This is a genomic window from Micromonospora sp. NPDC048843 (assembly GCF_040649965.1).
Taxonomy (GTDB): Bacteria; Actinomycetota; Actinomycetes; order Mycobacteriales; family Micromonosporaceae; genus Micromonospora; species Micromonospora hortensis.
The window spans coordinates 16,062-36,569 of record NZ_JBEZGJ010000003.1 but is presented as its reverse complement, the minus strand read 5'-3'; the positions used below and the strand labels follow the sequence as shown (position 1 = coordinate 36,569).

The window sequence follows — 20,508 nt, the reverse complement described above, 5'->3', positions numbered from 1 at the left end:
CGTAGCGATCGACGGGAGAACCCCGAGCAGCACTGGGAGTGTCCGAATGCCCTCTGAATACGCCAAGTCTCTGGGCGCCCGCCTGCGCTCCATCCGCCAGCAGCAGGGTCTTTCCCTGCAGGGTGTGGAGGAGAAGTCGAACGGGCGGTGGAAGGCCGTGGTGGTCGGCTCGTACGAGCGTGGCGACCGGGCCGTGACGGTGTCCCGTCTGGCCGAGTTGGCCGAGTTCTACCGCGTACCCGTCTCGGAGCTGCTGCCTGACGGCAGTGGCGTCCGCCACGAGCCCACCAGCAAGATTGTCCTGGACCTGGAGCGGCTCTACGACGAGGCCTCCGAGGACCTGGCCTACGTCGCCCGCTACGCCCGCGCCATCCAGCAGCAGCGCGGCGACTACAACGGCCGGGTGCTCTCCATCCGCGCCGACGACCTGCGGGCACTCGCGATCGTGTACGACGCCTCACCGTCAGGCCTGATCGAGCGGCTCACCGAGCACGGCGTGCTGGTGGCCGACCCCCGGGCGTTCTTCGCCTCCTGATCTGCCGCTCCACCTGATCTGCCGCTCCACCGAAAGGGCCCGTGCCAACTGGCACGGGCCCTTTTCGGATGTGCGGTGTTCGGTGGGACGCTCAGCGGGTGGCGTACTCGGCGATCCGGCCGAGCACCCCGTTGAGGAAGCGCGGCGAATCGTCAGTCGACATCTGCCGAGCCAGCTCCACTGCCTCGCTGATCGCCACCGCGTCGTCGATCTCGTCGACGTAGAGCAACTCGTAGACGGCGATCCGGGCCAGATTACGGTCGACGACCGGCATCCGCTCCAGCGTCCAACCCTCGGCGTAGCTGGCGATCAGCTCGTCGATCCGGTTGAGATGCTCGGCAACCCCCTCGACCAGGCCCACCGCGTAGCCCAGATGCTCCGGCCGGGGCTGCTCGATGCGCTGCACGTAGCCGGCGAGCACCTCCACCGGAGGCTTGTCCCGAAGGTCGGCCTCGTAAAGGACATCCAGCGCCCGCTTGCGCGCCTTGCGGCGCGCCGGCATCTGCTGCTTGGAACCCTCAGCCATCAGGCGCGGCCGAGGTAACGGCCGTCGCGGGTGTCGACCTTGATCTTCTCGCCGGTGGTGATGAACAGCGGAACCGGCACTGTGGCGCCGGTCTCCACTGTCGCCGGCTTGGTGCCGCCGGTCGAACGGTCGCCCTGCAGGCCCGGCTCGGTGTAGGTGACCTCCAGCACGACGCTGGTGGGCAGCTCGATGTAGAGCGGCACACCCTCGTGCTGGGCGACTGTCGCCTCCGCCTCGGGCAGCAGGTAGTTGGCTGCCTCACCGACGGTGCCACCGGGCACGGTGATCTGGTCGAAGGTCTCCAGATCCATGAAGACGAAGTCCTCACCGTCGGCGTACAGGTACTGCATCGTGCGCTTGTCAACGGTCGCGGTTTCGACCTTGGTGCCCGCGTTGAAGGTCTTGTCGACCACCTTCCCGGACAGCACGTTCTTCAGCGTGGTGCGCACGAAGGCACCACCCTTACCGGGCTTGACGTGCTGGAACTCGACGACGGCCCAGAGCTCGCCGTCCAGGTTGAGTACCAGGCCGTTTTTGAGGTCGTTGGTGGAGGCCATTTCCTGCCTTGATCATCAATTGGCGGACAGACCTGGCAAGTCTACAAGCTGCGTCGAATCGGACGGTCCCCCGTTCGGAGCGCCCGGTCGGTGGGCCCTCAGCGGGTGGCGAGATGCTGCAGAGCGAGACGATAGCCGTCGATACCGAGACCGCAGATCACCCCGGTCGCCACCGCCGAGACCACCGAGTGGTGCCGGAACTCCTCACGGGTGTGGATGTTGGAGATGTGCACCTCCAGCAGCGGCCCCCGCAGCATGGCGCAGGCGTCCCGCACCGCGTACGAGTAGTGCGACCAGGCGGCCGGGTTGAGCACGACAGCGGCGCCCTCGTCGGCCGCCGTGTGCAGCCAGCCGAGCAGCTCGTGCTCCGCGTCGGTCTGCCGCACCGTCACCGCCAGCCCCAACTCCCGACCGGTGCTCTCGCAGAGCGCCACCAGGTCCGCGTAGCTGGTCGCGCCGTACACATCGGGCTCGCGGGTGCCCAGCCGGGCCAGGTTCGGCCCATTCAACACGTAGACCTTCACGCGGTTGCCACCTCGCGGTAGGCGGCCTCCAGCAACGCGTCGTCGGGGCCCTCCAACATCGCCGGGCGGGCCAGCCCGTCGAGCACCACGAAGCGCAGCCGACTGCCCCGGGTCTTCTTGTCCACCCGCATCGCGGCCAACAGCTGCGGCCAGGCGTCGGCCGGGTAGCTCACCGGCAGGCCCAGCGCGCTCAGTGTGACCCGGTGCCGGTCGGCGGTCGGCGCGTCCAGCCGCCCGGCGAGCCGGGCGAGGGTGGCCGCGTACACCAGACCGACGGCGACGGCGTGGCCGTGCCGCCAGCGGTAGCCCTCGTTCTGCTCGATGGCGTGGGCCAGGGTGTGCCCGTAGTTGAGCACCTCCCGCAGGCCCGACTCGCGCAGGTCGCCCGCGACCACGTCGGCCTTGACCCGGATGGCCCGCTCGATCAGCTCCCGGCTCACCGGTCCTCGGGGGTCGGTGGCGACCTCCGGGTCGTCCTCGATGAGATGCAGGATCGTCGGGTCGGCGATGAAACCGCACTTGACGACCTCGGCCAGCCCGGCCGCCAGGTCGACAGCGGGCAGGCTGTCCAGAGTGGCCAGGTCGGCCAACACCCCGACCGGCGGGTGGAACGCGCCCACCAGGTTCTTGCCGGCGGCCGTGTTGATGCCCGTCTTGCCGCCCACCGCGGCGTCGACCATGCCCAGCAGCGAGGTCGCCACCGGCACCCAGCGCACCCCCCGCAACCAGCAGGCCGCGACGAAGCCGGCCAGGTCGGTCACCGCCCCGCCGCCCACCCCGACCACCGCGTCGGTACGGGTGAAGCCGGCCGCTCCGAGCCGGTCCCAGCAGGACGCGGCCACCTCGATGTGCTTTCCCGACTCGGCGTCGGGCACCTCGATCGGCAGTGGCTCGACGCCGGCGGCGCGCAGGCGTTCGCCGAGCGCGTCCGCGAGGGCCTTGAGCGGAGGCGCGTGCAACACCGCGACCCGGGTCGCGCCGGGCAGCAGGCCAGGCAGCGCACCCAGCAGGTCACGTCCCACCAAGACGTCGTACGGCCGCTCGCCGCCGACCGGAATTCGGGTCACCTCGTCCATCGCCGGCAGCCTAGTCCAGCGGGCGGCGCGGCGAGGGCGGCTGTCCACCTGCTGGCCGAGCGGCCCAGTCCGCCAACCGGCGGGCGTGCTCGGCCACCGCAGCGCGCAGCGCGTCCGGATGCCGCACTGTGAACGGACACCCCAGTCCGGCGAGGAGCGCCGCCATCCCGGGCAGGCTCTCCGCTCGGGCCCGCAGGAGCACCCCGTCGGTGGTGGCGGTCAACTCGGCGACGCTGGGCGGGATGCGGCGGCGGGCGGCGACCAGGTCGGTCTCCAGCACGACCTCCACCTCGTGCGTGTACGGCACGCCGGCCAGCGACCGGGTCACCCAGGCCACCGCCTCGAAGCCGTCCGGCACTGTGAACGTCGCCACGCCGGGCGTCACCGTGCCGATCCGGTCCAGTCGGAAGGTGCGGATCTCCCCGCGTCGGTGGTCGTGGCCGGTGACATACCAACGGCCGGAGTGGAAGACCAGCCCGTACGGGTCGAGCTCGCGGTGCGACTGCTCGCCGCGCCAGGAGCGGTAGTCCAGCGCCACCCGCTGTCGGTGCCGGGTGGCCGAGGCCAGCGCGAGCAGGGTGCCCGACGCCGGTCCGCGTTCCGGCTCCGGACGACGCAGGGTGAAGCCCAGGTGCTCCTGGACGGCGGCGAGCCGGTCGGCGAGCGCCGCCGGCAGCACCCGGCGGATCTTCGCCAGGGCGGTGGCGGTGGCGGGCTGTTCGGTGGCGAGCCCGACCCGTTCGGCGACGACGAGGCCGAGCAGCACGGCCACCGCCTCGTCGTCGGTGAGCATCAGTGGGGGCAGCTTGTAGCCGGAGTGCAGCCGGTAGCCGCCGTATCGGCCCCGGTCGGCGGTGACGGGGATGCCCAGTTCGACAAGCGTGGTGGCGTACCGGCGCACGGTCCGCTCGTCCACACCGAGGCGGCCGGCGAGTTCGGCGGCCGTCGACCGGTGCCGGGTCTGCAGCAGTTCGAGCAGGGCCAGCACCCGTCCTGCGGGATGTGACACGGGCCACTCCTCAAAACCGGGCGGATCCTGTCCGGAATAGATCGTACGGTCTGTCGGTAGCCGAGAGAAGGAGCCACAGATGGCGACATTCGTGCTGGTGCCGGGATTCTGGCTGGGTGCCTGGGCGTGGCGGGACGTGACCGTCGCGCTGCGGTCGCAGGGGCACGAGGTCTATCCGATGACGCTGACCGGGGTGGGCGAACGCGACCATCTCGCCGGGCCGGAGGTCAGCCTGGACACGCACACCACCGACATCGTCCGACTGATCGAGGTCGAGGACCTGCGCGACGTACTGCTGGTCGGTCACTCCGGCGGGGGGATGCCGGCCGCCCAGGCGGTGGACCGCATCCCGGACCGGATCGCCCGGATCGTCTACGTGGAGAGCGGGCCGTTGCCGGACGGCACGGCGCAGTTCGACACGCTGCCGCCGGAGGAGCAGCAGCGGCTGCGGGCCGCGATCGGCACCGGACACCTGCTGCCGCCGCCGGCCTGGGATCCGGCCGCCGACCCGACCAACCTGGCCGGCCTGGACGAGCCGACGCTCGCGCTGCTGCGTACCCGGGCCACCCCGCAGCCGCTACGGGCCGCCACCGACCCGGTCCGACGCACCGGTGGGCGCCCGGTGCCGACCGCGCTGGTCGCCAGCACGTTCCCGCTCGACGTGGTGCGGCAGATGATCCAACAGGAGCATCCGTTCTTCACCGGCCTGGCCGACGGCCAGCTGCATGAGCTGCCCACCGGGCACTGGCCGATGCTCAGCGAGCCGAAGGCTCTGGCCGACGTCCTCGACCTGATCGCCCGCAGCTGAGGACCACCCCTCTGCGCCGATCTTGCGGTTCCGGTTGCCGAGATGGGGGGAAACGCCCCCTACGTCGGCACGGTAAGTGCAAGATCGGCGCGACAGGTCCGCGTCAGCGCGGAAGCAGAGCGGCGACGTCGGCGACGACCTGCGCCGGGGCCCGGCCATCGGTGACCACCGTCTCGGTGGCGACCTCGGCGTAGAGCGGCTTGCGCTGGTCCAGCAGGTGCTTGAGGGTCGCCCGTGGGTTGATCGCCAGCAGCGGCCGGCCGGCGCCGAGCCCGACCCGCCGCACCGCGTCGGGCAGCTCGACCGAGAGGTGCACCACCCGGTGCCCGATCAGGGCCGCCCGGGTCTCCTCGGCCAGCACCGCGCCGCCGCCGAGGGCGAGCACGCCCGTGCCGCCAGCCAGCGCCGCGGCCACGGCGGCCCGTTCCAAGGTACGGAAGTGGGCCTCACCCTCGTCGATGAAGATCTCCGGAATCGGCTTGCCGGCCATCTGCTCGATGTCGGTGTCGGTGTCGCGGAACTCCACCCCGAGCGTGGCGGCGAGCGCCCGCCCGACGGTGGTCTTGCCGCACCCGGGCGCGCCGACCAGCACGACGACCGGTGCCATCAGCGGATCACCAACGCGTCGAGGTACCCGGCCAGGTTGCGGCGGATCTCGGCGATCGAGTCTCCACCGAACTTCTCGGTGGCCGCCTCGGCCAGCACCAGCGCCACCATCGCCTCGGCGACCACCGCCGCGGCGGGCACCGCGCAGACGTCGGAGCGCTGGTTGATCGCGGTGGCCGGCTCGCCGGTGGTGACGTCCACGGTGGCCAGCGCCCGGTTCAGCGAGGAGATCGGCTTCATGGCGGCGCGGACCCGCAGCGGCTCACCGGTGGTGATGCCACCCTCCAGGCCGCCGGCCCGGTCGGTGACCCGGCGGACGCCGGTGGCCGACGGGATGATCTCGTCGTGCGCCTCCGAACCGCGGGAGCGGGCCTGCTGCCAGCCGTCGCCGATCTCCACGCCCTTGATCGCCTGAATGGACATCAGCGCGGTGGCCAGCCGGGCGTCGAGCTTGCGGTCCCACTGCACGTGGCTGCCCAGCCCCGGTGGCACCCCGTACGCCAGCACCTCGACCACACCCCCGAGGGTGTCGGCGGCCTTCTTCGCGGCATCAACCTCGGCGACCATCAGGGCGCTGGCCTCCGGGTCGAGGCAGCGCAGCGGGTCGGCGTCGATCCGGGCCGTGTCGGACGGCGTGGGACGCAGGCCGGGCTTCGCGGCCACCGGGCCCAGCTCGACGACGTGCGAGACGATCTCGATACCGAGCGCCTGACGGATCAGCGCCTTGGCGACAGTGCCGACGGCCACCCGCGCGGCGGTCTCCCGTGCGCTGGCGCGCTCCAGGATCGGCCGAGCGTCGGTGTGGCCGTACTTCTGCATGCCGGCCAGGTCCGCGTGGCCGGGCCGGGGGCGGGTCAGCGGGGCGTTGCGGGCCTGCCGGGCCAGCTCGTCGGGGTCGACCGGGTCGGCGGCCATCACGGTCTGCCACTTCGGCCACTCGGAGTTGCCGACCCGGATCGCCACCGGGCTGCCCAGGGTCACGCCGTGCCGCAGGCCGCCGAGCAGCTCGACCTCGTCGCGCTCGAACGACATCCGGGCACCCCGCCCGTAGCCCAGCCGTCGACGGGCCAGCTCGTCGGCGATCTCGGTGGTGGTCACCTCGATGCCGGCCGGCACCCCCTCCAACATCGCGACGAGGGCGGGACCGTGCGATTCACCTGCAGTCAGCCAGCGCAACACAGCGGTCAGTCTGTCACGGCGGGCCACCGCCGCGGCGCGCTCCCCGTCGCGTCCCGCCCAGCGGACGCCGCCGCCCGCTCACGCGGGCGGCGGCTCAGATCCCCCGACCGCGCTTGTGCAGGGTGCGCAGCACCGCGTCGGCCCGGACCACCCGACCGGCGACGGCGAGGGCCAGGTAGGCGCGCGGCTCGCGGGGGTTGCTCCGCAGGGTGCGCCGGGCCCAGCGCAGCGCGCCCCGGCGGTCGCCGGAGGCGGCCTGGGCGAACGCGATCTGCCCAGCCACCCGGGCCTCGCCGGCCGGTTGACTGGCGAACTCCGGGTAGCGCCGCAGCAACCACTGCAACGCCTCCGAGATGGTGTCCCAACGCTGCGCGAAGTACGAGCGCTTGTGCCAGCGGACCAGCACCGACGGCGTCCGCAGGTTGATCAGCGGCGCGCTGCGCGCGGCCCGCAGCAGGAACTCGTAGTCCTCCGCGTAGCTTCCCGGGATCTCCTCGTCCACCAGCCCGAACCCGTTGCGCAACGCGGTGGCGCGGATCAGGAAGGTCGACGGGTGCAGCTCCGTCATCCGGTCGCGAAGCAGGTCGTCCAGGGTGATCCGGTCCTTGTCGAGCACCCGGTCGACGGTGTGCCCGTCGTAGTTGACCCGGATGCCGCAGCAGACGAACTCGGCGGCCGGGTCGCCGACCAGCGCGTCGACCTGGGCGGCCAGCTTGCCGGGCAGCCACTCGTCGTCGTCGTCGCAGAACGCGACCAGCTCGCCCTCCGCCGCGAGGGTGCCGCTGTTGCGCGCACCGGCCAACCCGGGGGTACGCGCGTTGCGGATCACCCGCACCACGCGGGCCGGGCCGCTCCCCAGCTCGGTCAGCGACTCGTCCGGCGCGGACTGGTCGAACACCACGACGACCTCGATCAGGGCCGGGTAGTCCTGTGCCAGGATCGCGCGCACCGCGGCCCGCAGCAGCTCGGGGCGGTCCCGGGTGGGCACCACGACGCTGACTGTCGGCTGCTGGGTCATCGAATCTCCTTCGTACCCGGGCGCGGCCGGGACCAGGCCCGCCACCGGGGTGGGCGCGCTGTCGAACGGGCCACCAGGTCGTCGACGATCTGCCCGACCCGGGCCACCGCCGCCCGTCGTGCCTCGTGTGCCTCCGGGTCGGCGGCCACCGCGTACCGGGACGGGTCGGCCACCCCGGCGGCCAACGCGTCGTGCAGGGCCTCCCGGGTCTCGCAGAGCGCCACCAGCCCGGCGGCGCCGAGCCGACGGGCGAAGAGGAGCTGGTGGTTGTCGACGTGCTCACCGCGAGCCGGATCGCGGGGCACCACGATGGGCAGGTGACCGTGCCGGCGGGCCTCCAGGATGGTCGCCGGGCCACCGTGGCAGACCACCAGGTCCGCATCGATCATCGCCTGTTGCAACGCGTCGTGGCCGAGGAACGGCACCGCGCCGCTCAGCTGGGGCGCTGCGGTATGCCCGTGCTGCATGGTCAGCCCGATCGGGCCGGAGGCATGCGCGTGCCATTGCGCCAACCAGTCGACGAGCCTGTCGAAAGGGTGCTTGTCGGTGCCCACCGCGACCAGCAGCCGGAGCTGGGCGACGGCCGAGCTGTCGCGCTGGCGCGGCAGGCGGGCCGCCTCGGTGACCGGCCGGGGTTGCGGACGCCGGGCGGTGCCCGTCTCCCCCGTCACAGCAGCGTCCCGACGACTGTCGCCTCGGGATACTGCCGGCGCTGCTCGTCCCACTGCACGAGCATCGCGGACAGGAAGGGCCGGCAGAGCCGAGCGGTCAACGTCGGGGTGTCGATCCGGTCGTACACCTCGATGTAGACGGTTGGGATGCGCCGCAGCCGGGCCAGCACCACGAACGGCACCGCCACACCGGCACCGGTGGTGACCACGGCGGCCACCCGCCGCGCCCGCAGCACCCGCCAGGCCAGCAGCGCGTTGCGCAGCAGGTTCGGCACGTTGCGGGTGGTCGGGTGGTGCGCCGGTACCAGATCCTCGCCGGCCAGCAGTGACACCGCCTCCGGGGTGTCGAAGGTGACCCAGCAGCGCCGCCACTGTTCGTACCAGGGCCGCAGGGCCAGTAGTTGGGCCAGATGGCCGCCGCTGGAGCCGACCAGCAGCAGCACCGGCGCCCCACTGTCGTCGTTGTTCGTGTCCACGCGACTCCCCACAAGTTCGCTTGGAATTTCAGTTCACGCCAGGCAGAAGCAGATCACACGATCCCCGGTCGTTGAATAGCGCGACCGGCCGAGATGACGATCTCCACAGCGGGCGGTGCGGTACACCGAACGTCCGAGGTCCATCGATCGTCATCACCACCTGCGATTATGTCGTCACTCTGCGGCGCACCGTCGTCGCCGCGATTCCTCCAGATCAGCCGCTATGTCTTTTCTCGATGACGTCCAAGAGTGCGGGATGCAGGGCGCCGTTCCAGCCCGCGCCCGCGTCGGCCAGCCGCCACGTCCGCAACCACATCTCCACCAGGTACGCGTCGGCGACGAGCCGGCGCTGCGCGGCGTCGAGGCCGAGCCGCTCACCGTGCCGGCTCAGATATCCGTCCACTGCCGAGGCGGCGGCGTCGGCCGGCTCCCCGCGCAGGACGAGGGCCCGCTGGAACGCGTCGTGCGCCAGGTCGAAGCCGACCGGCACGTCCGGCCCGCTGTGCTCCCAGTCCCAGGCGACCAACCGGCCGGCGTGCCAGCCCAGGTTCCACGGCACCCAGTCACCATGCCAGTGACCGAACTCGACGCTGGTGTCGCCATGCCGGCGGGCCAACGCCGAAACCGCGGCGACCGCCCGCGCACCGGCCGGCTCGGTCGCGGCGGCCCGGCCGGCCTGATCGGCCAGCCGGCGCAGGAAGGCCGAGTCGACCAGCGGTCGGGGTGTGCCCGCCGGGCCGCCCCGCCGGGCGACAGCGAGCAGCGCCGCGATCCGGGGCGGGTCGTCCACCGGCACACCGCGTACCGCCGGGGGCAACGGCTCGATCACCGCGACCACCTGGCCCGCCCACGACGTCTCGGTGAGCAGCCGAGGCGGCGTCGGATGGTCGGCGACGCCGACCACCTCGCGCAACGCGCGCAACGCCGCCGCCTCCGCGCTGACCAGCGCGCGGGTCGCGTCGTTCCAGCCGATCTTCGCATAGCCACGCGGACGCCCGTCGGCACTGAAGAGTTGCAGTGTGGGCTTGCCGTTCGGGTCGGGTGGACGGACCCCGAACGCGGCCAGCAGCGGCGTGTCACCCAGGTCGGCGGAGAGCCGCTCGCTCAGCAGCAGCTCCGCGGCCGGCACCCCGGCCGGCACCGAGACTGTCAACGTCGGAAAGGGCGCGAGCCCCACCCGACCGAACCGGGCCAGCCCACCGAGCACCGCCCGCAGCGCGCGCACCTTCGGTGGCCGCAGGGCGTTGTACGCCAACAGGGACGCCGCCCCGGCCCGGGGCGCGCCCAACGGCACCAGGAACCGGGCCCGGGCGACCGACGGCACCACCGCGTACCGGGCCACCGTCTGGTGACCGGCCGGCGGGGCGCCGGCCACTGTCAGACCGACCCGGTCGTCCGGGAAGACCGCGCGGCTCACCCACCCCAGGCCGTCCACCCGTGAACGCGGGTCGGTCGCCGGGCCCACCCGGGTCGTCACGCCGCCCGGTCCGCCCAGTCGAGGTCCAGCCCGAGCCGTTGACGCAACGCGTCGTTGTACGGCCGGTAGTAGTCGGTCAGCTCAGCGCGCACGCTCGGCTCCAGCGGTGCCGAGCGACGATCGTTGTAGACCTTGAAGTTGGGCAGGTCGTACGCCGGCAGACCGAGGAAGTCCAGGGTCCGTCGGTAGGTCGCCCGCGAGTCGCGGTACAGGTCCTCGCTGGGCAGGAAGAGGATCTGCTCCCGGGCGAAGCGCTCCAGCCACGGCTCCAGATGCTCCAGGTAACGCCCCCGGGCCCGGTACGTGTACCAGTCGTACGGCTCGCTGAACGACTCCGGCTCGGCGATCAACCGCTCCCGCTCCCCCGCCGTGCGTTCCGGCTCGGCCGCCAGCGCGGCGGCGAAGTCCAGTGGTTCGATGCCGTGGGTGCGGCGTTCCTTCCAGTGCGAGTACGCCCGCTCCACCGGGTCCCGTAGCAGCACGATGAGCTTCACCGACGGCATCAGCGCGGCGACCCGCTCCGCGGCGAGCGGGTGGAACATGTACAGCGGGGCGGCCTCACCGACCCGGACCGGCCCACCGTGCCGCTTGGCCAGGGCCTCGCGCTGCCGATCGGTCGGGAAATGCGAGCGGTACCAGGCTTCGCCGCGGCCCCAGTGCTCCTCGAAGTAGTGCGCCGACTTGGTGTTCCACGCGGGAAAGAGCCGGGGCACCAACGGGTGCTGGATGAGGTAGTTCCACAGGGATGTGGTGCCACCCCGTTTGGTCCCGATGATCAGGAAGTCCGGCAACGGCCGGCGGTCGCTGGTGCGAACGCCGTAGTCGACGAGCGACTCCCTCACCCGGGTGGTCACCTGGGTCGGAACCAACTGCTTGACCCGGTCACGGATGGACACCACGACGAACCTCACCTGCCTCTCGTCGATGCCGAGGTGGGCTCGGCGGCCGTGGCCGCGTCGTCCCCTCCACGGATCTGCCTCATGGTCCCCCGGATGCCGGCGCGCACCCGGGGCAACGTCAACATGCCGACGCAGCCGGTCAGCAGCACCGCCAACGCCACAGCGAGGCCGGGCAGGCCGCGACCGCCCACCAGCACGCCGGCCCCGGCGGCCAGGCCCACGCCGGCGATCGTGGCCGCCGCGGCACGCACCATCGCGGCGTCGAACAGCGGCTCCCGAACCACCGACCGGGCGAACCCGGCGGCGGTGAGGTTCTCGGTGGCGATGCCGGCCGCCCAGGCCACCGCCGCGCCCGTCGCGCCATAGCGCGGGATCAGCCAGAGACCCAGCGAGACGGTCACCGTCAACCCGGCCACTGTGGCGACCAGGTGCAGCCCGCTGCGCCCGCCCATCAGGAGCAGGCTCTGCACGTTGCCCACTCCGGTGTTGACCAGCATCGCCAGCGCGAGCACCGTCATCGCCGGCACACCGGCGGTGAACTCCGGCCCGAACAGCTGGAGGAAGGCCAGCGCGAAGACCGCCAGCAGCAGGTACACCGGCCAGGACAGCACCAGCCCCCAGGTGGTCAACTGCCTGTGCACGGCCGCCGCCGCGGCCCGCTCGCCCCGCCCGAGCAGCCGGGACAGCTGCGGCGACACCGCCACCCGCAGCCCCTGCATGGCCAACTGACCGGCCAGCACGTACCGGCCGACGGCGCCGAACACACCGGCGTCCGCCGGCCCGGCCAGCACCGAGGTGAGCAGCACACCCACCCACATGCTGCCGGCGTCGATGGCCGCCGAGGCGGCCCGGGGCAACGCGAATCGCCAGAACGTGGACCAGTCGGCGCGGTGCGGACGCAGCGCCGCGCCCCGGCCCAGCCCGAGCGGGCCGGCGACGAGTGTGAGGCAGGCCAGCAGCGCCAAGGCCGCCGGCACCAACCACCCGGTCATGCCGGCGAGCAGACCACCACCCGCCAGGGCGGCCGCGCCGACCAGCACCGGGCGGGCGACCGGCAGCAGCAGGAACTGCACCCCGACGTACGCCCGGATGGGCCGTACGCAGCGCAGCGTGGCCAGCAGCAGGGTCATCGCGACCACCACCGGCACCGCGGCGAACGTGACGGTGAGCAGAGCGTCGCCGCTCGCGCCGGAGCCGCGCAGCAGCCGGGGCGCAAGGGCGTCGGCGGCCAACACGCCCACGCCGGCGACCAGCAGACCGGTCAACAGCGGCGGGATCAGCGCCACCGGGAGCACCCGGGCGGCGTCACCGCGCACGCCGGCGCTGCGGCGGGGCAGCGCCCACATCAGACCGGTCTCCGCGCCGAGCGTGCAGATCGCGGTGGCCACAGTGACGACCCCGATCGCGGCGAAGAACGCGCCGGCGCCGGCCGGGCCGTAGCCCCGGGTGATCACGACCGCCAGCACGAACCCGAACAGGCCGCTGGTGGCCGCGCCGAGCAGCCCGGCCACGCCGCTGCGCGCGCTGCGGCGCGTCTCGGCCGAGCCGCCGTCCTCGGCGGGCGACGGCCTGGCCTGATCCTCGGCGGGCGTGGACGTCGGCCGGCCCTCGTCGGCACCGGCCGACGGTCGGGTCGCGGCGGTCACGCGGGCACCGGCGCGGTCCGCGCGGGCGTCGGCGACGCCCCGGCCAACCGGGTCGACCGTTCGCGTTCGGTCAGCGCCATCGCGAAGGCGACAGCGAAGAACGCGACAGCGAGATTCTGGTTGGCCATGCCGTAGAACGGGACCTGCACGAGGCAGACCACCGGCACCACCGCCAGCCACTGCCCGGCCGCCGAGGTCGCCCGCGCGCAGATCACCGCAGCGGCGACGAACCACGCCAGAAAACAGATGAGCGCGGGTACGCCATGGCTGAACAGCACCATCCACAGCTGCCCCTGGGTGCCGATCGGCGCGGCCGCCGACACCGTGTCGACGTTCACCGGAGCGCCGTAGCCCAACCAGGGCGACTCCTGCACCCGGCGGATCACCTCGGTGTAGAGCGAGAGCCGGTCGGTGTTGGTGTCACTGGAGTCGACCCGCCTGCTGATCAGCTCGGTGATCGGGATGAACAGCGTGGCCAACCCGCCGATCACCACCACCCCGACGATGGACGCGGCCACCCGGACGTTGCCGCGCAGGCTGGCCCGCACCCCGAGCACCGCCAGCCCGGCGCCGAGGCTGAGGAACATCGCCCGGTTGAGGGTGAGGAACGCCGGCGCCAGCGACAGCGGCAGCGACGCCAGAAGCGCCCAGCGCAGCAGCCCCTGCCGGCGCAGCATCGCGAAGGCCACCACGCAGGGCAGGGTCATCGCGTACGCGCTGCCGTAGTTGTTTGTGTACGCGAACGGCGCGGCCGGTCGATAGATCGGGTTGAGCGAACGGGCGCTGTACTCAGCGGTGGTGAGGTGCACCATGTCCTGGATGAACGGGGTGCCGGCCACCCCGCCGGGCAGCAGCATCTCCATCGGCGTCGTCATGGCCAGCCGGGGCACCAGCACGCCGAGCCAACCCAGCGCCACCAGCCCGAACCAGAACGCGCAGAGCGGGGTGAGCACCGCCACCAGGCTGGCGCGCTCCCGGGCGGCCGCGTAGACGTAGACACCGACCACCAGCGCGGTCAGGTAGAAGGCCAGCCGCAGGGCGAACGTGAGCAGCGAGGCGGGCGACGACAACTGGGTGGCGCTGACCACCACGATGGCGAGGAAGAGCAGCCAGATGCCGGCAGCCGGCGGCAGCGGCACGCGCCCCCGGGTGAGCAGCAACGCGAACAGCAGCGCACCCAGCAGCGGCCAGCCGAGGTAGAACGCACCGAACAGCCACCAGAGCGGCACCAGGCCGAACATCATCGACAGCGGCCAGAGCGGCAGTTGCGGCGGCGCGGACGGCGGCAGCACCGGCGCGGCCTCCTGCGGAGCGCCTCCGGGTGGTGGTTCGGTCGCCGGGGCGCGGGTCACCGACACGCTCAGGCCCGACCGTTTCGGGTGAGCACGAAGCCCAGTGGGGTGACCCCGGCGGCGCGCAGCCGCTCCACCAGGCGTCGCAGATCACTCTGCCGGGTGCGGTCGCGCTCCACGACCACCACAGCGCTGCCCTGCCGGGCCACGGCCACGCCACGCTCGTCGGATTCGGCCGGCGGGGCGTTGAACAGGACCAGGCCGTGGTCGGCGCCCTGCCGCCAGGTGCCGAACCGGACACTGCCCACACCCACGACAACCTCGTCGGGGGTGACGACGCGACTGTTCTCCGGGCGGGCGGACGACACCCTCGGCAGTGTCAGGGTGGCATCGGGGTCGGTCGACGGCCGGGCACCGGGCGGGTGCGGGGAGGGCCGACGGGCGGGCGTGCTCTCCGTGGCGGCAGCGGCGGCCGGTGTGCTGCCGGCCGGCCGGGGCTTGGGCACCAGCGGCCGGGACGGGTCGATGGGCAGCCGCCCCCGGTCGGCGAGAACGATGGTCCGTAGCCGCTCGATCCGTCCGCTGTCGTCGGCGACGAAGACCTCCCGGCCGTCCACGGCGAGCGCCACGGCGAGCCCGGCGGTGAGCACTGTGGCGTCCTCCCGGGCGGTGACCAGCGCGACCCGGGCCGGCTGCCGGACCCGCTCGGCGACAGCCATCGCCACGTACCGGACGTCGGCGTCGACCGCCCTGGGGCTGCCCCGGAACGCCGGCCGGCGTACGGTGCCGAGCAGTGGAAGGCCGGAGGCCTCCCGGCCGTCGGCGACCGAGCGGACCCGCCGGTCGGTCGACTCCCAGAGGTACGCCAGCACGATGCCGATCAGCGCGCCACCGAGCAGACCGGCGACCAGGTAGAGCGGCCGGTGCCCGGCGGAGGTGACCAGCGCCTTCTCGGCGGTCTGGGTGACCCAGCCGGGGTTGACGTCCACAGCCGCGATCTCGGTACGGGCGGCGTTGAGCTGGGTGAGCTGGTTGTTGATCCCGGCCAGCTCGGCCACCAGCGCGTCACCGGCGGCGGTGTCCTTGGCGGTGTTCGCCCGCTTCTGCAACGCGGTCTGCTGGGCGGCGACCTTGGTGATGCTGGCGTCGTAGGAGCGCAGCATCTCGGCGCGCTGCTGCTCGTACATGCCCCGGCGCACGCTCAGGTAGGCCTCGGCGGCCATGTTGGCGCTCTGCACGGCCCGGTGCGCCTCGCGCGCCTGGTAGGTGAAGCGCAGGATCTGCCCACCGGTGGGCACCTCGACCTCGAGCGCGTCGCGGATGTCGCGCGGGTCGCCGCCGGCCGAGTCGGCGAGGCGCTGCACCACCTCGGTGCCGGTGGCGATGCCGCTCTCCACGTTCATGTTGACGGCGCGGTCGGCGCCCGCGCCGCTGGGGGTGAAGGCGTCGGTCACCACCGGCCGGACCGCGACCACGGCGCTCGCCGACAGCGCCGCCGGCACCAGCAGCACGTAGCCGAGCGCGGCGAGCAGACCGACCATGGCGACCGCCGCCACCAACCGCAACCGGTGCATCGGCACCCGCAGCAGGTCGGTCAGTGTCACGGCACGCGAGGTGCCGGAGGACGGGCCGTCCGTGGGCCAGGGGGCGGGCGCTGCATCAGTCATGGAACTTCTTCACCGTCTGTTGAGGATTACCGACGACCACGACGCCGGGTGGTACGTCAGTGCGGACCACCGTCGCCGCGCCGACGACGCTGTCCCGACCGACCCGCACGCCCTTCAGGACCAGGGCGTGCGCACCGACCCAGACGTTGTCCTCGAGAACGATCGGGGCACGGGTGAGCGGGCCGGGCGGCGCGTGCCGCTGCTCGGGGGGCAGGTTGTGGAAGTCGTTGTCGAGCAACTCGCAGTCCGACAGGAGGCACCGGTCCCCCACGGTGACCGACGTCCAGGTGCCGATCCAGGTGGCGTTGAGCAGACAGTCCGCGCCGACGCGCACCTCGCCGGGACCGGCGAAGCGGACGAGTTTGTTCAAGCGGGTGCGGTCGCCGATGGTCACCCGCACACCGCGTCGCAACCGGATCCGGCCACGGATCTCCACGTCCCGACCGAGTGTCAACCGTCGGTAACGGAGCTGATACCAGCCGCGTTTGACCGCGAAGACCAGACGCACCACGCGTCTCGTTCGGATGCCAGCGGCGCCGAGCAACGACCCTCCCCCACCGTCGCGGGCCGGCGGCGGTGGGTACCGCCACCGGCCCAACGTGAACAATCTACCGATGCTCCGTTACGAACGGTTGACCCTTACTGTACGGAGAAGAATGTCGATGGAGTAGACCAGGACAACTCGGGCGTCGCGCTGCTGACGACTGTCGCCGTCGTGCCGTCGACAGCGGCGCTCGGCGCGGCCGTCGGGTCGAACGGCACGCTCCGCAGCGCGCCGTCGGTGGAGCCGTAGACGATCCGACCGCCCACCCAGGCCATGCCCCGCACCGCGGACCAGGTCACGCCAGTCGTCGGCAGGGCGAACTCGGTGGCGCCCAGGTAGTTGCCGTCGATCTCGAAGTAGCGGTAGTAGAGGCTGTTCGCCCCGGTGCGGGTGTAGTAGAGCCGGCCGTCGAGGAAGAAGGCGCCGGTCAGCAACGCCGGGTTGTACCAGTCGTTGTAGCCGGACGCCTCCCACGGCGAGCCGATCGCGCCTCCGTTGAAGAGCGAGATGTCGATCCGACTGCCGGTGGGCGTGCCGGCCACCGCGTGCGACCAGTAGATCCGGTCGTCCACCCGCCAGGTCGCGCCGGCCGCCGTGTAGGCGGGCTGGCTGACAGTGGTCGCGGTGCCCAGCGCGGTGCCGTTGAACGGCACCTTCGCCACGGTGCCCGAGGCGGTGCCGAGGTAGAGGTTGCCGGTGGTGGCCGACGGCGGGTTCTTCGGGGTGAAGGTGCGTCCGCCGGCGAGCGGGAACATGCCGAGCCGGCCGTGGTACTCCTCGCCCATGCCATCGGAGTTGTGCCCGAAGTAGAGGCCGTCCGAGCCGCGCCAGAGCACCGGCACCGACGAACCCCAGTTGCTGGTGCCCGACGGCATCGAGGCGCTGCCGCTACGGCGCGGGTTCCAGTTCACCGGCATGCCGGTCGCCGGAGTGACGGCGGCGATGCCGAGCCGGTCGACAGCACCCGGACCGGCGTTGTCGCTGGCGTTCGGGTTGTTGACCCAGCGGAAGTGCCCGCCCAGGTAGATGACGTTGTCCGCCACCTCGACCGAGGTGATGGTGTCGTTACCGGTGTAGTCGACCCAGGTGGCGAGCAGGCCAGTGCCCCGCGCGGCGGTCTCGAAGCGGACCAGGGCGTCGCAGTACGCGGCCGGCCAGCCGGCGCCGCCGTTGGTGCCGACCACGAACCAGCTGCCGTCGCCACCGAACTTCACGTCCTGCACGTAGTGCACGAAGGTCGTCGGCGAGGCGCACGGCGCAACGAACTTGTCGGTGCTCCAGTCGAGCAGCGTGGGAGTCCCGGAGACGTCCACCAACGCCATCTGGTTGCGCGGCAGGTCGTTGACGAGCGTGAAGTTGCCGCCGACGACAAGGGTGTCGCCGTCCGGCGCGACGTCGATGGTCCAGACGTACGACGTGGTGCCGTGCCGTCCCACTGTGGCGTCGATGCTGAAGCTCGGGTCGATCGCGCCGGTGGTCGCGTTGAGCCGGCCCAGACCCGCGTGCGCGGTGCCGTTGAGCCAGTTGAACGCGCCGGCCACGTACAGCCAGTTGCCGTGCAGCGCCAGGTCACGGACCGTGCCGCCGTCGGAACGCCCGACCCAGCTGTCGATGATCGCGCCGGTCGACGGGTTGAGCGCCACCAGGTTCTTCCGGGAGACGCCGTTGACGTTCTTGAAGGTGCCGCCGACGATCAGCGTGCCGCCGGGGCCGGCGAGGAGCGTGTTGACCGCGCCGTCGAGCACCGGCAGGAAGGTGGTCGACATGGTGCCGGTGGTCCGGTCGTACGCGAAGAGATAGCGCTGCGTGACCCACGCGGAACTGGCGGTCTGCCGGAGCTGGGTGAAGCTGCCGCCGACGAAGACCGTGTTGCCCACCTGCGCGAAGGCACGGGTCTCACCGTCTCGGGCGTGCGGGGTCGCGTCGGCGGGGTTCGCCGACACCAGGGTCGCCGTGGCCGGGACCGGCACCACAGCGGCCGACGCGGTAGTGGGCACGCCCAGAGCTGCGGCGATGATCGCCAACGCGACCATCCCCGCCCGAGTACGACGTCGTCCTGCAAAACGCCACAAGTGCGAGAGTTTGGGCACGCTGCGCCTCCAGATTGGATGAGAACCCGAGGTAGCGTGCCTCGTCCAGCCTGGTTAACAAAATCCGCCGATTGGGCGGTGCATGAATCCGCAAGCCGACAGAACGCCGGAGGATCGGATGTCCGACCCCCCGACGAACGCCGTCCGGTCAGCCCGTTTCGAACGTCAGCGCTTACCTCCGGTGGGTTGCCGCAGGTAGGGGTCCTGTCCGGCCTGCGCGAAGCCGGCCACCGCCGAGGCGTCGTGATTCATCGTCATGTCGCAGGTCGACGTGCGGCTGGTCATACCGGCCGAGTTGAAGTAGATCGCCGCCTTGATCTTCGGGTGCGCCTTCAGCGCCGCCGGGAACTCCTGGAACCAGCGTTGCTTGGCACCCAGGTCGGCGGAGTTGAAGTTGGTGCCGAACTCGGCGAGCATCCGGGGCTTGCCCGCACCGATGCCGTTGTCGTCCAACCACCGGTAGAAGCCACCGACAGTCGTGCTCGGGCTCTTCCACACGGTGCTGCCGTTGCAGACGTGGAAGTTGTACGGGTCGTAGGCCACCCAGTCGACGTACTGGTCACCGGGGTACAGGCCGGCGTACCGGGAGTAGTGCCCGGACCAACCCATCATCGTCCAGACCCAGACCGCGTTTGTCGCACCGGCGTTGGCGAACCGCTCGTGGACGTAGCGCCAGGCCCGGACGAAGTCGGCGTCGCTGCCCTTGTTCGGCTCGTCCTCCGGCTCGTGGTCGAAGCCGATGAAGACCGGCACACCCGCGGCACGGATCCGGCCCGCGACCGCGTCGATGGTGTCGTCCTGCTTACCGCCGTAGACATCCGACCACTTGAGGGTGGTGCCGGCGGAGAAGTCACGCGACTCCCAGGCGAAGAACATCAACCGGCCTTCGCGCATCTGCTGCGACTCGTACATGTCGGGGAAGGCGCCGTTGCTGCCGGCGTTGGAGAAGTCGTGGTATCGGTGCACGATGTCGAACTTGCGCCCGACCTGCGTCTCCACGTCGGTGACGGCCTTGCCGTGATCCCAGCCGCCGGCCGCTCCGGCGGGCGAGTACATGCCCCACCAGGCGCCACAGGACGGGACGAGCTTGTCCGAGACGGACCCACACTTGCCGGACGGGAGGGTGCCGCTGGCGCTCGGGGTCGCCGTCCGGGTCGGGGCGATTGTCGGCGACGGCTTCGGCGCGGCGGTGGTCGGCGACGCGCTCGGCGACGGCGGCGGCGCCGGCCGGGTGGGCGTCCCCGGCGACGGCCGGGACCCGAGGTCGTAGCTGATCAGCAGGCTGGGTCGCAGATCCGGGTTGCGGTTCTCGACCGACGCCCAGTAGATCCGGCTCTCCAGGCCGCTCTGCGCCAACGAGACCGTCCAGGTGCCGTTGCCGGTGACCAACTTGGAGACGTCCCACTCGTTGAAGCCCTTGGACACGCTGGTCACGCTGTCCAGTGCGGCACCGGCCGACGTCAGCGGCGGCCGCGACTCGCGGGCACTCAGCGGCGAGGCGTGCGCCGTCACCGTGGCGGCGAACTGCTGCCAGGCGTGCACCCGCAGCGTCGCCCGGATGTTGACAGCGGTGGACGGCACCGTGGTCACCGCGAACTCGATGACCGCCTCGCGGCCACCGCGCGGGTTGCCGTCGCAGCGCGTCGCGCAGGTGGCCAGCGTCGACTTGGCCGCGTTGTCACCGTCCTGCGACACCGCGGTGGCGGTGGTGTCGGCCGCCGCCCGGATCGACAGGTCGTCGCTGGCCAGCAGCGGCATCATGGTCGCCACGATGCCGGCCACCACCGAACCGCCGACCACGCCGATGGCAATCGCCTTACGCCGGGGTCCAGAACGGAACCGGGTGATGCGGTGCAGTCCGTGCCTGGTCAAGGAAACTCCCTGTGTCTGCGTCCGTAACGGTGAGCA

General features: G+C 72.0%; 20 protein-coding genes. 2 read left to right on the top strand and 18 right to left on the bottom strand.

All coding sequences use genetic code 11. The features are described 5' to 3' along the window. The first annotated feature begins 46 nt into the window (after positions 1 to 46). A complete protein-coding gene (locus tag AB0C20_RS01355; protein WP_007458348.1) occupies positions 47 to 535 on the top strand; it encodes a transcriptional regulator in 489 nt (162 codons plus the stop codon). A gap of 91 nt (positions 536 to 626) precedes the next feature. Here AB0C20_RS01355 and nusB read toward each other — a convergent pair whose 3' ends face one another. From nusB to AB0C20_RS01330, 5 genes are all read right to left on the bottom strand, one after another. Beyond that, complete coding sequence (gene nusB / locus AB0C20_RS01350; RefSeq protein ID WP_184188983.1) at positions 627 to 1,037, bottom strand: transcription antitermination factor NusB; 411 nt, start codon at positions 1,035 to 1,037, stop codon at positions 627 to 629. 23 nt (positions 1,038 to 1,060) lie between these two features. Further along, positions 1,061 to 1,618, bottom strand: a complete 558-nt coding sequence (gene efp / locus AB0C20_RS01345) for an elongation factor P (protein ID WP_007458344.1) — start codon at positions 1,616 to 1,618, stop codon at positions 1,061 to 1,063. A 98-nt stretch (positions 1,619 to 1,716) separates the two neighbouring features. Further along, positions 1,717 to 2,142, bottom strand: a complete 426-nt coding sequence (aroQ, locus tag AB0C20_RS01340; RefSeq protein WP_357566985.1) for a type II 3-dehydroquinate dehydratase — start codon at positions 2,140 to 2,142, stop codon at positions 1,717 to 1,719. Next, positions 2,139 to 3,218: a 3-dehydroquinate synthase gene (gene aroB, locus AB0C20_RS01335; protein ID WP_357566984.1), complete on the bottom strand. Its 1,080-nt coding sequence runs from the start codon at positions 3,216 to 3,218 to the stop codon at positions 2,139 to 2,141. Before aroB ends, aroQ begins: the two co-directional genes overlap by 4 nt. Before the next feature lie 10 nt (positions 3,219 to 3,228). Then, positions 3,229 to 4,227 carry a YafY family protein gene (locus AB0C20_RS01330; protein WP_357566983.1) on the bottom strand — a complete coding sequence of 333 codons (999 nt, stop codon included), beginning with the start codon at positions 4,225 to 4,227 and terminating at the stop codon, positions 3,229 to 3,231. Positions 4,228 to 4,306: 79 nt separating this feature from the next. Here AB0C20_RS01330 and AB0C20_RS01325 point away from each other — a divergent pair, with 79 nt between their 5' ends. After that, complete coding sequence (locus AB0C20_RS01325; protein WP_238686216.1) at positions 4,307 to 5,035, top strand: alpha/beta hydrolase; 729 nt, start codon at positions 4,307 to 4,309, stop codon at positions 5,033 to 5,035. 103 nt (positions 5,036 to 5,138) lie between these two features. Here the strand turns inward: AB0C20_RS01325 and AB0C20_RS01320 are convergent, their stop codons facing one another. The 13 genes from AB0C20_RS01320 to AB0C20_RS01260 all read right to left on the bottom strand — a co-directional run bounded on the left by AB0C20_RS01320 (position 5,139) and on the right by AB0C20_RS01260 (position 20,472). After that, entirely contained in the window at positions 5,139 to 5,642 is a 504-nt protein-coding gene (locus AB0C20_RS01320) for a shikimate kinase (RefSeq protein ID WP_238686217.1), read from the bottom strand. Then, on the bottom strand, positions 5,642 to 6,820 hold the full coding sequence (gene aroC, locus AB0C20_RS01315) for a chorismate synthase (RefSeq protein WP_091401884.1): 1,179 nt from the start codon (positions 6,818 to 6,820) through the stop codon (positions 5,642 to 5,644). Before aroC ends, AB0C20_RS01320 begins: the two co-directional genes overlap by 1 nt. Before the next feature lie 94 nt (positions 6,821 to 6,914). Then, entirely contained in the window at positions 6,915 to 7,838 is a 924-nt protein-coding gene (locus AB0C20_RS01310) for a glycosyltransferase (RefSeq protein WP_330440866.1), read from the bottom strand. Next, positions 7,835 to 8,509: a glycosyltransferase gene (locus AB0C20_RS01305; protein ID WP_357566982.1), complete on the bottom strand. Its 675-nt coding sequence runs from the start codon at positions 8,507 to 8,509 to the stop codon at positions 7,835 to 7,837. The genes AB0C20_RS01310 and AB0C20_RS01305 overlap by 4 nt, the downstream gene beginning before the upstream one ends. Further along, positions 8,506 to 8,985: a UDP-N-acetylglucosamine--LPS N-acetylglucosamine transferase gene (locus tag AB0C20_RS01300; RefSeq protein WP_124821238.1), complete on the bottom strand. Its 480-nt coding sequence runs from the start codon at positions 8,983 to 8,985 to the stop codon at positions 8,506 to 8,508. The genes AB0C20_RS01305 and AB0C20_RS01300 overlap by 4 nt, the downstream gene beginning before the upstream one ends. Before the next feature lie 214 nt (positions 8,986 to 9,199). Then, a complete protein-coding gene (locus AB0C20_RS01295) occupies positions 9,200 to 10,462 on the bottom strand; it encodes a hypothetical protein (RefSeq protein WP_357566981.1) in 1,263 nt (420 codons plus the stop codon). After that, complete coding sequence (locus AB0C20_RS01290) at positions 10,459 to 11,361, bottom strand: sulfotransferase domain-containing protein (RefSeq protein WP_357189803.1); 903 nt, start codon at positions 11,359 to 11,361, stop codon at positions 10,459 to 10,461. Before AB0C20_RS01290 ends, AB0C20_RS01295 begins: the two co-directional genes overlap by 4 nt. A gap of 8 nt (positions 11,362 to 11,369) precedes the next feature. After that, positions 11,370 to 13,007, bottom strand: coding sequence for a lipopolysaccharide biosynthesis protein (locus tag AB0C20_RS01285; protein WP_357189780.1), 1,638 nt, complete (start codon positions 13,005 to 13,007; stop codon positions 11,370 to 11,372). Beyond that, positions 13,004 to 14,299, bottom strand: a complete 1,296-nt coding sequence (locus tag AB0C20_RS01280) for an O-antigen ligase family protein (RefSeq protein ID WP_357189804.1) — start codon at positions 14,297 to 14,299, stop codon at positions 13,004 to 13,006. The genes AB0C20_RS01285 and AB0C20_RS01280 overlap by 4 nt, the downstream gene beginning before the upstream one ends. Positions 14,300 to 14,367: 68 nt before the next feature. After that, complete coding sequence (locus AB0C20_RS01275; RefSeq protein WP_357189782.1) at positions 14,368 to 15,966, bottom strand: lipopolysaccharide biosynthesis protein; 1,599 nt, start codon at positions 15,964 to 15,966, stop codon at positions 14,368 to 14,370. Continuing rightward, entirely contained in the window at positions 15,959 to 16,477 is a 519-nt protein-coding gene (locus AB0C20_RS01270) for a DapH/DapD/GlmU-related protein (RefSeq protein ID WP_181518689.1), read from the bottom strand. The genes AB0C20_RS01275 and AB0C20_RS01270 overlap by 8 nt, the downstream gene beginning before the upstream one ends. Positions 16,478 to 16,605: 128 nt before the next feature. Then, positions 16,606 to 18,543, bottom strand: coding sequence for a hypothetical protein (locus AB0C20_RS01265; RefSeq protein ID WP_357189784.1), 1,938 nt, complete (start codon positions 18,541 to 18,543; stop codon positions 16,606 to 16,608). Positions 18,544 to 18,765: 222 nt separating this feature from the next. Further along, positions 18,766 to 20,472 carry a glycosyl hydrolase gene (locus AB0C20_RS01260; protein WP_357189786.1) on the bottom strand — a complete coding sequence of 569 codons (1,707 nt, stop codon included), beginning with the start codon at positions 20,470 to 20,472 and terminating at the stop codon, positions 18,766 to 18,768. Positions 20,473 to 20,508 lie beyond the last annotated feature (36 nt).